This is a genomic window from Photorhabdus sp. RW14-46 (assembly GCF_963887965.1).
Lineage (GTDB): Bacteria > Pseudomonadota > Gammaproteobacteria > Enterobacterales > Enterobacteriaceae > Photorhabdus > Photorhabdus laumondii.
This window is the reverse complement of record NZ_CAWPHH010000003.1, coordinates 1-13666: the sequence shown is the minus strand read 5'-3', so window position 1 is coordinate 13666 and position 13666 is coordinate 1. Positions and strand designations below refer to the sequence as shown.

General features: G+C 40.9%; 12 protein-coding genes and 2 pseudogenes. 10 read left to right on the top strand and 4 right to left on the bottom strand.

The window, feature by feature from the left end; all coding sequences use genetic code 11:
- The first annotated feature begins 342 nt into the window (after nt 1-342).
- The 5 genes from hemA to kdsA all read left to right on the top strand — a co-directional run bounded on the left by hemA (nt 343) and on the right by kdsA (nt 5334).
- Nucleotides 343-1605, top strand: coding sequence for a glutamyl-tRNA reductase (gene hemA / locus AACQ38_RS03420; protein WP_011146324.1), 1263 nt, complete (start codon nt 343-345; stop codon nt 1603-1605).
- A gap of 31 nt (nt 1606-1636) precedes the next feature.
- Entirely contained in the window at nt 1637-2719 is a 1083-nt protein-coding gene (gene prfA, locus AACQ38_RS03415; protein ID WP_011146325.1) for a peptide chain release factor 1, read from the top strand.
- Nucleotides 2719-3567, top strand: a complete 849-nt coding sequence (gene prmC, locus AACQ38_RS03410; protein ID WP_165577419.1) for a peptide chain release factor N(5)-glutamine methyltransferase — start codon at nt 2719-2721, stop codon at nt 3565-3567. Before prfA ends, prmC begins: the two co-directional genes overlap by 1 nt.
- Nucleotides 3551-4360 carry an invasion regulator SirB1 gene (gene sirB1 / locus AACQ38_RS03405; RefSeq protein ID WP_011146327.1) on the top strand — a complete coding sequence of 270 codons (810 nt, stop codon included), beginning with the start codon at nt 3551-3553 and terminating at the stop codon, nt 4358-4360. The genes prmC and sirB1 overlap by 17 nt, the downstream gene beginning before the upstream one ends.
- A gap of 119 nt (nt 4361-4479) precedes the next feature.
- The gene (kdsA, locus tag AACQ38_RS03400; protein WP_011146328.1) at nt 4480-5334 is read left to right on the top strand and encodes a 3-deoxy-8-phosphooctulonate synthase; all 855 of its coding nucleotides are present in this window, start codon (nt 4480-4482) and stop codon (nt 5332-5334) included.
- 179 nt (nt 5335-5513) lie between these two features.
- Here kdsA and AACQ38_RS03395 read toward each other — a convergent pair whose 3' ends face one another.
- A complete protein-coding gene (locus AACQ38_RS03395) occupies nt 5514-5846 on the bottom strand; it encodes a hypothetical protein (RefSeq protein WP_165577418.1) in 333 nt (110 codons plus the stop codon).
- A gap of 457 nt (nt 5847-6303) precedes the next feature.
- Between AACQ38_RS03395 and AACQ38_RS03390 the strand changes: the two are divergent.
- Nucleotides 6304-6537 (top strand): annotated as a pseudogene (locus tag AACQ38_RS03390) (3-deoxy-8-phosphooctulonate synthase); the annotation flags it as partial.
- Between the two features lie 179 nt (nt 6538-6716).
- On the opposite strand, the gene AACQ38_RS03385 reads toward AACQ38_RS03390, so the two are convergent.
- On the bottom strand, nt 6717-7049 hold the full coding sequence (locus AACQ38_RS03385; RefSeq protein WP_165577418.1) for a hypothetical protein: 333 nt from the start codon (nt 7047-7049) through the stop codon (nt 6717-6719).
- A 140-nt stretch (nt 7050-7189) separates the two neighbouring features.
- Between AACQ38_RS03385 and AACQ38_RS03380 the strand changes: the two are divergent.
- Nucleotides 7190-7384, top strand: a pseudogene (locus AACQ38_RS03380) (3-deoxy-8-phosphooctulonate synthase); the annotation flags it as partial.
- A gap of 115 nt (nt 7385-7499) precedes the next feature.
- Here AACQ38_RS03380 and dauA read toward each other — a convergent pair.
- The gene (gene dauA, locus AACQ38_RS03375; RefSeq protein WP_041380067.1) at nt 7500-9215 is read right to left on the bottom strand and encodes a C4-dicarboxylic acid transporter DauA; all 1716 of its coding nucleotides are present in this window, start codon (nt 9213-9215) and stop codon (nt 7500-7502) included.
- 735 nt (nt 9216-9950) lie between these two features.
- On the opposite strand from dauA, the gene AACQ38_RS03370 reads away from it, so the two are divergent.
- From AACQ38_RS03370 to AACQ38_RS03360, 3 genes are all read left to right on the top strand, one after another.
- The gene (locus AACQ38_RS03370; protein WP_165577417.1) at nt 9951-10643 is read left to right on the top strand and encodes an SDR family NAD(P)-dependent oxidoreductase; all 693 of its coding nucleotides are present in this window, start codon (nt 9951-9953) and stop codon (nt 10641-10643) included.
- Nucleotides 10644-10699: 56 nt separating this feature from the next.
- On the top strand, nt 10700-10966 hold the full coding sequence (locus AACQ38_RS03365; RefSeq protein ID WP_125026230.1) for a hypothetical protein: 267 nt from the start codon (nt 10700-10702) through the stop codon (nt 10964-10966).
- Between the two features lie 271 nt (nt 10967-11237).
- Nucleotides 11238-12989, top strand: coding sequence for a carbamoyltransferase family protein (locus tag AACQ38_RS03360; protein WP_165577416.1), 1752 nt, complete (start codon nt 11238-11240; stop codon nt 12987-12989).
- A gap of 303 nt (nt 12990-13292) precedes the next feature.
- On the opposite strand, the gene AACQ38_RS03355 is transcribed toward AACQ38_RS03360, so the two are convergent.
- Nucleotides 13293-13666 (bottom strand): IS630 family transposase (locus tag AACQ38_RS03355; protein ID WP_165577415.1); only part of this gene is annotated, 374 nt, incomplete at its 5' end.

Here is a 13666-nt window from a genome sequence, read left to right as displayed (position 1 = left end):
ATCACTTAATAATGAAGAATGAACTATTAATCCAGTTAAATTTCAAAAAAATGTTCTGAATAATGATATCAGACACTGCTGATTGTCTTTTATTGAGCTGAGGTATCAAGTAGAATGCACAGCTTATAAGAGTCCTTATTAAGGGTGATGATTTCATCAATATTATACCCTATGGATTTCAAGATGGATCGCGGCGGCAAGGGAGCGAATCCCCGGGAGCATAGATAACGATGTGACCGGGTTGAGTGAGTGCAGCCAACAAAGAAGCAACTTGAAAGATAACGGGTATAGAATGTTTTTTACGATGAACGATCTCTCTGCTGATAACTCAATGAAGTTGATATGACTTTGTTAGCACTTGGTATTAACCATAAAACGGCCCCTGTATCCTTGCGTGAACGGGTGACTTTTTCTCCAGATACGATTGGTGAAGCGCTTGATAACCTCCTCCAGCATCCCTTGGTGAAAGGGGGGGTTGTGTTGTCAACGTGTAATCGTACGGAGCTTTATCTCAGCGTAGAACAGCAAGATAATCTGTATGAGCAGTTAATTGGCTGGTTGTGTGAATACCATCAACTGAATCCCAGAGAGCTAAAATCCAGTATTTACTGGCATTGTGATAATGAAGCCGTTAGCCACTTGATGAGAGTGGCGAGTGGGCTGGATTCGTTGGTACTTGGGGAACCTCAGATTCTTGGGCAAGTGAAGAAAGCATTTGCCGAGTCGCAGCACAGCCACTCTTTATCGAGTGAACTGGAGCGACTATTTCAGAAATCATTTTCTGTTGCCAAGCGCATCAGAACGGAAACAGAGATTGGTTCGAATGCGGTTTCTGTTGCATTTGCCGCTTGTACCTTGGCGCGGCAGATTTTTGAATCACTTTCTGAACTGAATATTTTGCTGGTAGGTGCCGGAGAAACCATTGAGCTAGCGGCTCGTCATTTGAGAGAGCATCGTGTGCACCATATGATGATTGCTAACAGGACAAAAGAGAAGGCACAGGTATTGGCTGATGAAGTTCAGGCGGAAGTGATCACCTTGCCTGAAATTGATATACGTTTAGCTGAAGCTGATATTGTTATCAGTTCGACGGCCAGCCCGCTGCCTATTATTGGTAAAGGGATGGTTGAACGTGCATTAAAGTTACGCCGTAACCAACCGATGTTGCTCGTTGACATTGCGGTTCCTCGTGATATAGAGCCTGATGTGGAAAAACTCAATAACGTCTATCTCTACAGTGTTGACGATTTGCAGGCAATTATTCAGCAGAATCTTGCGCAGCGCAAAGCAGCGGCGGTTCAGGCTGAATGTATTGTTCAGCAGGAAAGCCGTTATTTTATGGATTGGTTGCGTTCGCAGAGTGCAGTGAATTCAATCCGTGAGTATCGTAATCAGGCAGAACAGATGCGGGCTGAGATGGCGGCTAAGGCACTGACTGCTATCAATCAGGGAGCTGACGTAGAACAGGCAATCAATCAATTGACTCATCAATTGATGAACCGCCTGATACATGCTCCTACCAAATCACTCCAGCAAGCAGCCAGCAATGGTGATCTGGAGCGTCTTAATTTATTACGTGACAGCCTGGGGCTGGAACATAATTAACCATATCTCGGAATAGGGTCTGAAACCAAGAATGAAGCCTTCTATTGTTGCTAAATTGGAAGCATTGCAAGAACGTCACGAGGAAGTTTTGGCTCATCTCGGTGATGCCGATGTGATTGCTGATCAGGAACGTTTTCGTGCTTTGTCGCGGGAATATGCTCAACTGACTGATGTGACGAACTGTTTTAAGGCCTGGAGTGCGGTTCAGGATGATCTTAAAGCAGCCGAAATAATGCTTGATGACCCTGAAATGCGGGAAATGGCACAGGAAGAGATCAGGGACGCTAAGGTTCGCAATGAAGAATTAGAGCAGCAACTGCAATTGTTGCTGTTGCCGAAAGATCCTGATGATGAGCGTAACTGTTTTCTTGAAGTGCGTGCAGGAACCGGTGGTGATGAAGCGGCGATTTTCGCCGGGGATTTGTTTCGTATGTACAGCCGTTATGCTGAATCCCGTCGTTGGAAAGTTGAAGTCATCAGTGCTAACGATGGTGAGCATGGTGGCTATAAGGAAATTATTGCGAAAGTTTCTGGTGAGCAGGTTTATGGTCATTTAAAATTTGAATCGGGTGGTCATCGTGTTCAACGTGTACCGGAAACCGAATCGCAGGGGCGTATTCACACTTCTGCTTGTACCGTTGCGGTTTTGCCGGAGATCCCGGACGCCGAGTTGCCGGAAATCAGTCCAAGTGATCTGCGTATTGATACGTTCCGTTCATCGGGTGCGGGTGGACAGCATGTCAACACCACGGATTCCGCCATCCGTATCACTCATATTCCAACTGGCATTGTCGTTGAATGTCAGGATGAACGTTCACAGCATAAAAACAAAGCGAAAGCGATGTCGGTATTGGCGGCCCGTATTCGCGCTGCGGAGGTTCGTAAACGTCAGGAAGCGGAAGCTTCTGAGCGCCGTAACTTGCTGGGTTCCGGTGATCGTTCAGATCGCAATCGTACTTACAATTTCCCGCAAGGGCGGGTGACGGATCACCGCATTAACCTCACTTTGTACCGCCTTGATGAAGTGATAGAAGGCAAATTGGATATGCTTGTTCAGCCGATTGTGAATGAGTATCAGGCTGATCTATTATCGGCTTTGTCAGAGCAGGATTGATGGATTATCTATCTTGGCTTAAACAAGCCACAATGCAGTTATCGGCGAGTGACAGTCCTAAACGAGATGCAGAAATTTTGTTGGGGTTTGTCACTCACCATTCCCGAACTTATCTATTGGCATTCGGTGAAACTCAGTTGGCTCCAGAGCAGTTCAGCCAGCTTGAGGCTTTACTCGCTCGCCGGGTGAAAGGTGAACCTATTGCCTACATCACCGGTGAGCGTGAATTCTGGTCGTTGCCATTAAATGTCTCTCCCGCTACGTTAATCCCACGTCCTGATACAGAATGTCTGGTAGAAAAGGCACTTGAACGGCTATCGCTGACACCTTGCTGCATTCTGGATTTGGGAACGGGAACCGGCGCAATTGCATTGGCAATCGCAAGTGAGCGCCCTGATTGCCGGGTTACCGGGGTTGATATCAATCCTGATGCGGTGATGCTGGCGCAGGGCAATGCTGAAAAACTCAAAATACAAAATGTGGATTTTTTGTTAAGTAATTGGTTTTTTTCGTTGAATAATCAACAGTTTGGTATGATTGTCAGTAATCCGCCTTATATAGATGAAACCGATCCACATCTATCTCAGGGCGATGTTCGGTTTGAGCCAGATAGTGCATTAATTGCGGCAAAACAGGGAATTGCTGATCTGAATACCATTATTGATCTATCTCGCCATTTTTTGTTACCTGGTGGGTGGTTGTTATTGGAACATGGTTGGAAACAGGGAAATGTTATAAGAAGCCTGTTTTCTGAAAGTGGTTATCGGCAGGTAGCTACTTTTCAGGATTATGGCGGTAATGAGCGAATAACACAGGGTCAGTGGAAAAGTGATGAAAGCCATAGCTGATTATGAATTTAATAATGCATCGTTAAGTAGCGGTATCCTGTTAATTTCCCGAACATTGCGTTCTGATTTTCCTCAGCATTCAGTGGAAATGCAGCTTCAAGCATTGATTGATGAAGCCAGACGTGAAATATCTCCGCAGTTAACTATAGAAGAACGGTTGGAAAAATTACTGAGGCTTTTTTATCAAAGCTGGAAATTCGGCGGTGCCGGTGGTGTTTATTGTCTGTCGGATACATTATGGCTAGATAAAGTACTGCAAACTCGCCAAGGTTCCTCTGCTGTTTTAGGGGTAATTCTTATCCATATTGCTCAGGCTTTAGCGCTACCGTTTATGCCGGTGGTTTTTCCAACCCAGTTGATTTTGCGTGTTGATTATCCAGATAACACGGCGAGGTTTATTAATCCACTCAATGGTGAAGCGTTAAGTGAATATGTGCTTGATGTGTGGCTTAAAGGCAATATTAGTCAGACAGCTAAATTAACAGCCGATGATTTGCAAGGAGCGGATAACGCCAGCATTATACGTAAAGTGCTGGATACAATAAAAGCTGCATTGATGGACGAAGGGCAGATGGAATTGGCACTGAGAACGAGCGAAGCTGTGCTGATATTTGATCCCGATAACCCCTATGAAATACGTGATAGGGGGCTGATTTATGCGGAACTTGATTGTAATCATATTGCGGTTTCTGATTTAAATTATTTTGTGGAGCACTGCCCGGAGGACCCGGTGGCAGAAATGGTCAGAATGCAGATATACGCCATTCAGCAGCAATGCATTGTTTTACATTGAAATAAATATTGTTTTACATTGAACATGGTTTTGTACTGAAATATTGTTTTGCACTGATGAATAGCGCACTGCACTGATTTATCTCATTAATTTATTGGTCCCTAACGGAAGGTATAAGTATGCAACAGAAAGTGGTTCATATTGGTGATATTAAGGTCGCGAATGATCTACCGTTTGTTCTCTTTGGTGGTATGAATGTCCTTGAGTCACGGGATTTGGCCATGAGTATTTGTGAGCACTATGTGACAGTGACACAAAAATTGGGCATTCCTTATGTTTTCAAAGCCTCCTTTGATAAAGCAAACCGATCATCAATTCACTCTTACCGCGGCCCGGGTCTGGAAGAGGGAATGAAGATTTTTCAGGAACTGAAACAAACTTTCGGTGTGAAAATCATCACTGACGTGCATGAGTCGGCACAGGCACAACCGGTGGCGGAAGTGGTTGATGTCATCCAACTGCCGGCATTTCTGGCGCGTCAGACTGATTTAGTTGAGGCGATGGCGCGTACCGGTGCGGTGATCAACGTTAAAAAACCCCAGTTTATTAGCCCGGGTCAGATGGGAAATATTGTGGATAAATTCAAAGAGGGCGGCAACGATCAGGTGATCTTATGTGACCGTGGCAGCAACTTTGGTTATGACAATTTGGTAGTGGATATGTTGGGCTTCAATGTCATGGCTCAGGCAACGGGGGGGCATCCGGTCATTTTTGATGTCACTCATTCACTCCAATGCCGCGATCCATTTGGTGCAGCGTCTGGTGGTCGTCGTGCTCAGGTTGCTGAACTGGCGCGTGCGGGAATGGCAGTCGGCATTGCTGGCTTGTTCCTTGAAGCGCATCCTGATCCGGCGAATGCAATGTGCGATGGTCCATCAGCATTGCCGTTGGCAAAACTTGAGCCATTCTTGAGCCAGATGAAAGCGATTGATGATGTGGTGAAAAGTTTCCCTCAACTGGATACCAGTAAATAAAATGGCTTTTTGATGCCATGACATCAAATGATGGTGAGATTTGGTGATGAATAGATTTGGCGCTGGTTTACAGCGCCATTATGTTGAAAAAAGTTAAACGACTCTTTATCGGGTTTTAGTTAACTGTTTTGCTATTGAAATTCAACTCTTCCATTGCTCGTGGCAATGTCGCATGGAAGCTAAGGTTGTTTAGATGGTATTTCTAATAGTTTAACACTAACTATATATTGTTGCTCTGAGCCAACATCTTTTTCAATGGATGCCTCTATATTATTAACAGCGTACATGGCATTTAGAAGAGAGTTATATAGAAACATATTCACAGGATTTTTAGTATCGTCAGTTTTTCCAACTAATTTATATTCAGATAATGTTGTAGTCCCAGATGACAGTATCGACAAAGTAATTGTAACGTCAGATTTAAGATCAATTTTATATACTGTACCAGTAACCGGTGGTTGCTGAATAAGATTAAGTATATCAACATGGCGGGGTTTGACGAGATTATTCATAATTTTTGGTTCCATAATAATAATTGATTTATAGATATACCTATGTTTCTCTAAGAAACGTAGTAATAAGCTTATATATTTGAGAGCCATAAATTAGCCAGTATTTTTACTAAAAAAACAAATTTAATTTGTTTTAATTAATAATAAATTATATTTTGGGGTTGTCAAGTATAATTTATTATTTTATATAACTAGTTGATAATGTTGTTGTTCTATAATTAACATAGGCTTATTATCTGTTAAATATAATATGAATGGTATATTTCTTGCTATATATAATTATATGTATGAACAATAAACTATCTTTATGGATTTTAATATTGAAAAGAGATTAAAATAGCGAGATTATAAAAATAGAGATAATACTTGGATTCACATAATAAGTGCAACATAATATTACGTTGTTTTTGACAAAAACTTTAATCGTGCCTCAGGCCCTTGTTCCATTTTTAAGTGTGATCCATTTGGTGCAGCGTCTGGTGGTCGTCGTGCTCAGGTTGCTGAACTGGCGCGTGCGGGAATGGCAGTCGGCATTGCTGGCTTGTTCCTTGAAGCGCATCCTGATCCGGCGAATGCAATGTGCGATGGTCCATCAGCATTGCCGTTGGCAAAACTTGAGCCATTCTTGAGCCAGATGAAAGCGATTGATGATGTAGTGAAAAGTTTCCCTCAACTGGATACCAGTAAATAAAATGGCTTTTTGATGCCATGACATCAAATGATGGCGAGATTTGGTGATGAATAGATTTGGCGCTGGTTTACAGCGCCATTATGTTGAAAAAAGTTAAACGACTCTTTATCGGGTTTTAGTTAACTGTTTTGCTATTGAAATTCAACTCTTCCATTGCTCGTGGCAATGTCGCATGGAAGCTAAGGTTGTTTAGATGGTATTTCTAATAGTTTAACACTAACTATATATTGTTGCTCTGAGCCAACATCTTTTTCAATGGATGCCTCTATATTATTAACAGCGTACATGGCATTTAGAAGAGAGTTATATAGAAACATATTCACAGGATTTTTAGTATCGTCAGTTTTTCCAACTAATTTATATTCAGATAATGTTGTAGTCCCAGATGACAGTATCGACAAAGTAATTGTAACGTCAGATTTAAGATCAATTTTATATACTGTACCAGTAACCGGTGGTTGCTGAATAAGATTAAGTATATCAACATGGCGGGGTTTGACGAGATTATTCATAATTTTTGGTTCCATAATAATAATTGATTTATAGATATACCTATGTTTCTCTAAGAAACGTAGTAATAAGCTTATATATTTGAGAGCCATAAATTAGCCAGTATTTTTACTAAAAAAACAAATTTAATTTGTTTTAATNGGTTGCTGAACTGGCGCGTGCGGGAATGGCAGTCGGCATTGCTGGCTTGTTCCTTGAAGCGCATCCTGATCCGGCGAATGCAATGTGCGATGGTCCATCAGCATTGCCGTTGGCAAAACTTGAGCCATTCTTGAGCCAGATGAAAGCGATTGATGATGTAGTGAAAAGTTTCCCTCAACTGGATACCAGTAAATAAAATGGCTTTTTGATGCCATGACATCAAATGATGGCGAGATTTGGTGATGAATAGATTTGGCGCTGGTTTACAGCGCCATTATGTTGAAAAAAGTTAAACGACTCTTTATCGGGTTTTAGTTAACTGTTTTGCTATTGAAATTCAACTCTTCCATTGCTCGTGGCAATGTCGCATGGAAGCTAAGGTGATTTTCAATCAATTGTATTCTGGCTCTGGCCAGTGTTTTTAACGGCTGAAATGGAATATCACAAACAGCAATATATTTATCCTTACCCACTTCATCAATAAAACGCTGGAAAGCGTGCAGCCCACCGGCATCTAGCACAGGAACGGCATCCCATTGCATGAGAATTGTCTGATAACTGGCGCTTTCTTCCTTTAATTCGGTGAAGATACGTTCAGCGGCGGCAAAGAATAGCGGGCCATTGATACGAACAACCAGCAGAGCTTTATCGACATTGGTTTGTGGCAATTGACTGATGCGAGTCATATTAGCTATTCGACGCATAAACAGCAGTGAAGCTAATACGATACCGATCGTAATTGCGATAACCATATCAAACAGCACCGTGAGCGACATACAAAGCACCAGCACAATAATGTCATCCCTTGGTGCACGGCGGATCAGATCGATAACTTTATGTATTTCACTCATATTCCAGGCGACCATAAGCAACAAGGCAGACATAGCGGCCAGAGGAAGATAGGAGAGCATGGGGGCCAATGCCAGTAAAGTCAATAACACGAGCAGAGAGTGAACAATGGCTGAAACCGGTGATGTTGCGCCGGCTCTGATATTGGCGGCTGAGCGGGCGATTGCGGCGGTAGCTGTAATGCCACCGAAGAATGGTGCGGCAATATTTCCCAACCCTTGACCAATCAATTCACTGTTTGAGTGATGCTTCTTACCGGTCATACCATCCAAAACCACGGCACAAAGCAGTGACTCAATGGCACCTAACATTGCCATTGAAAAGGCGGCGGGTAATAGGGCTGAAACCGTTGACCAACTTATATCAACCTGATGAGCACCCATATCAGGTAAATGCCACGGTAAAACAAATTGCGGTAGGATGGGAGGGATACCTTGCCCTTGTGTACCATCATTCAATATATAACTAAATTCAGAACCAATAGTAGCAACATGTTGATCGAATAAGTTCATGATCCCCATCACAGCAGTTCCTGCAATGAGAGCAGGAAGATGCCCGGGTAATTTCAGCCTAAGCTTAGGCCAATAAATCAGAACAGCAAGTGTCGTCAGGCCAATCAGCGTATCACTCACATACAGCGTTGGCAGAGCTTGAAACAGAGCCACAACCTTATTGATATAATTCTCTGGCATATGTTCCAATTGCAGACCAAAAAAATCTTTTACTTGCATGGTTGCGATAGTTATCGCGATTCCAGAAGTAAAACCGAGTGTGACGGGTAGCGGAATATACTCGATCAATTTACCAAAGCGGGCTAATCCCATCACCAGCAAAATAATGCCTGACATTAATGTTGCAATGAGCAAACCACTCAGACCAAATTGTTGAGAGACCGGATAGAGAATGACAACGAAAGCGGCGGTAGGGCCGGAAACACTATAGCGTGAGCCGCCGGTTATCGCGATAACTATCCCGGCGATAGCGGCGGTATAAAGCCCATACTGTGGCGCGACACCACTGCCGATGGCTAGCGCCATAGCGAGCGGGATGGCGATAATACCGACAGTAATACCGGCAATAATATCTTTAGTTAAACGAGCAAAAGAGTAAGATTCCTTCCAGCAAGCATCAATTACAGCACTAAACGGCCGTATGCCGTTCATTCTACGAGTTTTCATCTGTGCATAAACCAAAAATATAGAGGGAAAAAAGTAATAAGGTCGTTACAGACAAATTGCAAGGCCAAATTACAAAGCCGAATTATAAAAATAGTGCTTTTAGTTCAAAATGATAGTGCCATAGAGCAAACTTAATGTTAATAGCTTAACGGCAGGAAAGTAAAAAGTAAAAGGGAGAATAGCATTTTTATCATTGGGAGATATGCTGAAATCGATTCTATTAAGAATCTATTCTTATTGGTGAATATTATTGAATTAATTCCATAAAGAATCTGATTAATATTTTTAAAATTGAAGCCAGATGTTTATTCTATTAATTATAGCATTATAATATTTCATTTTTATAATTAATTAACATAATTGATAACAATTTTTAATTGTTATTGTTAGGGAGTTAAATAATTAATTATGCATTCACCACATGTATTGATTATGACTGAATTAAATTAGCTATATTGAATGTTTTTACGCATAATATTTTTTATTTAATTTTTGGATGTAATTTAACCAATGCGTTGATATCGCTTAAATATTAGATTAATAATTTGACAGATATAAGAACTCACCCTATTATTTAGGGTGACTCATAGAATTAGATGGAACAAGTGAGTTGAAAATAGGTAAGCTAAAATATATACGTTAATAATATATAAATTAATAATGTATAAGTTAAAAATATTTTATTATTTAAATGATGTTTATTCTGAATACTTTATTTGAAGTAGGGATGTTTAAATGCATAAATATGATAGCAAAATACTTATTATTGGTTCATCAAGTGAAATTGGGAATGCAATTTGCCGGCATGCGGTTGCAAGTGGTTATGAAGTATTAGGCACTTCACGTAAACCGCGTAATGAAGAAATTTATTTAGATGTTATGTCAGATAACAGTGTTAGAGAAGCCATTGGCATTGCAGTTGAGAAGATGAAATGTATTGACGCGGTTATCTATACACCGGCAATGTCATTGGATGGTTTATTGCATGCTCAGGATATTGAGGGTTGGCATGACGTTTTTAATGTCAACTTATTTGGTGCAGCAAGAGTAGCAAAATATTTGCTGCCACATTTTATGAAGAATCGTAATGGCGTGATGCAATTTATCTCTTCTACAGCAAGTTTACGTGGAGAGACCGGTGCCACCGCTTATTCTTGTTCGAAAGCCGCCATGAATGCATTGGTAAAAAACATCTCTAATGACTATGGCCGTTTTAATATTAGGGCCTACACTGTCATGCCGGGATATGTTGATGGTGGTATGTTGCGTCATATTTCCCCAGAAAAGAAGATGGAATTCGCTAGAAGCACCGCATTAAGACGAATGGCAGATATTAATGAAATTGCCAGTTTTTGTGTGGGGACGTTGAGTACATCAACCTATATCACAGGAACATCTCTTTGCATTGATGGGGGATTAAGTGGTTAATAGCTAAAATAGCAGATTGGATTTATAATAAATATATTTCTTCACCTGGCTGAATATTGCCAATCGTTTTAATGAGAAAAGGTTATTATTTCAATGTTGGCTTCGCTATTTTTAATAGAATCTGTACCCTATGGATTTCAAGATGCTTCGCGGCAAGGGAGCGAATCCCTGGGAGCATAGATAACGATGTGACCGGGGTGAGTGAGTGCAGCCAACAAAGGGCAATTTGGAAGATGACGGGTATGAAACTGATTATCAGATATCTTTACTTTTATATTGTTTATGAGTTATTTTTCTGGGTAAATGAGAGTCTATCCCAATAGTCGTAATTGTTGCAGGTAGTTAGTTGGAATGCGTTTTTCAATATATATTTTGCCGGAGGGTGTTGAATTTAAATTTAATTTAATCACTCATTAAATAGAAATGAAGAATAATTTTAAATACATAAAATAATGCATTTGGTTTCGGTGGTAACAATGCCATTACTTTGTTTGGCAAGGTAACTTGATTCCACTTAATACAAAATGGGCTATCAGTATAAAGCGTATAGTTTAATTTTTATGAAAGAAAAATAACAATTTGGAGGTGAAGAAAATGATTATATTAGGGATCAGTGGCCTTCCTAATGCTCAACGTTTTCTGCGAGAGAATAATCCAGAGGTGAGTAAATTAGATGAACGTATTTGCCAGGGAGTCGATAGTGCAGCCTGTGTGATTATTGATGGAAAAATTGTTGCAGCGGCGGCGGAAGAGCGTTTTACGGGAGAGAAAGGAACAGGGCGGTTTCCTGCTAATGCCATTAATTATTGTTTGGCGGAAACAGGTCTTACGCAAGATGATATACAGGTGATTGCCCACGGTTTTAATTATGATAATTATCGCCGATTTTTCATGTCTAATGAAGCGTTATTCGAGGAGGTTTTTAGTGGAAAAACTATGATTAATGCATTAACTGCTGAGGGATGGCAGAATATTGAATTGCGTTTTCAAGGGGTAGATCATCATTTGGCTCATGCGGCATCAACCTTTTATCCTAGTGGCTTCCCTTCTGCATTGTGCATTATTTCAGACGGTATGGGTGAAATAGAATCCTTAAGTGTTTATCTTGCTAAAGACCAACAATTCCAGAAATTGTACAGCCAGCCAATTAGCTCTTCATTAGGCATATTTTATTCTATCTGTACCCGGTTCCTTGGCTTTGTATTTAATAGCGATGAATATAAAGTTATGGGACTTTCTGCGTATGGTAACCCTGAACGATATCGTGATATTTTCAATGAATTAGCTCAATTCGATGTAGAGAGCGGAACGATACAGATAAACTGGTTACCGCCAGCATTTGATAATGCAGAATATGGTTTTCCCGCTGCAATGGCACAACTTAGTGATATGTTTGGTTTTACGCCGAGAAGAGAAGATGACACTTTACGGGATGTTCATCAGGATTTTGCTGCCGGATTACAGGAAAAATTTACACTGCTGCTGAAACAGTTAGTAACCTATTGGCTGGGAAAAACGGGTGAAACATCACTCTGTCTTGCTGGAGGATCATTCTTAAACTGCAAAGCAAATCAAGTTATTTGTCAGCTTGATGGTGTGGAAAACGTCTTTGTTCAACCGGCATCGGGGGATGATGGTTCGGCTTTGGGCGCTGCGCTTTTTGTGGCTGGTGAATATCACAATGGTGCCGATTCTTGCTTTAATCCTTACCTCGGTCCTCGTTTCTCTACCGATGAAGTCCGTAATGTATTATTCCGACATGGTGGCAATGCAGGAATGAAATGGCGTTATTTAGGGCTGAATGATGATTATTTTGCGACCGCGGCTAAAGATATCGCAGAAGATAAAATCATTGCTTGGTTCCATGATCGGATGGAATTTGGCCCAAGAGCACTGGGCAACCGTTCAATTTTGGCTTTGCCGGCAGGTGAAAGAATAAAAGATAGAATCAATAGTACAGTGAAATTCCGTGAGGCTTTCCGACCATTTGCCCCGGCAATTTTGGATGAGGATTGCGACACTATTTTTGAGACACGCAATTTAATGCCGACTCGATATATGCTTTGCACCGCCAAAGTAAAACCAGAAATGATGAAGCCGGTGTCAGGTATTGTCCATGCTGATGGAACGGCGCGTATTCAGCTTGTTGAACGTGCTTTTAACGCAACTTTTTGGCGATTATTGAAAGAGGTACAGAAGATAACCGGTTATGGTTGTCTGGTGAATACTTCATTCAACGTTAGAGGACAGCCGCTTATTATGTCCCCGGAGATTGCAATAGAGACGTTTTTGAAAACTTCACTGGACAAACTTTATATTGAGGGATTTGTCGTATGGAAAGAATAATCCTGATGGCGTCCTGATAAAAATGTCAGTTAATTGATTTTGGGATAACATGGGTTTCTTTGTCATCTTAGAAAAATATCTGGAGATGATATTTGATGATATGGAAACACATCCTTTCTATTTGCAAAACAGAGATTGTTTGCCGGGCGGCATAACGTTATCATCGATCAGCAAAGGTAATATAAAAATATGATATACCCAATGGATTTCAAGATGGATCGCGACGGCAAGGGAGTGATGGGGATTTGGTAACGTATATCAATGTGCTATCATGATATAGAATTGATATATACCCAAGAAACTTCAAGATGCAGTTTTTAGCACCTGAAAATGGTCGTTAATTCTAGACATCAGCGAGTCCGCTATATCCGGTAGCGTTGTGGTGAAAAATTTGAAGACTTTGTCTCGAAATTCATGTTTATCCGCGAAATAACGGTTATTTCGAACCTGTTCATTCATGACCTTCCATAATCGCTCTATTGGGTTTAAATTTGGGCTATAGGGAGGAAGGTAATGTAACTCAATATTGCTAACATAAGCCCACTCCTTAACAAGATGAGCTTTGTTGTAACCCGCTCCATCCACAATAAGGTGAATTTTTTGATGGTAGTCAGGATAAGACTTTCTTATTTCATTGAAAAAACAGCAAATGTTGTAGTCATTGATGGTCTGATATT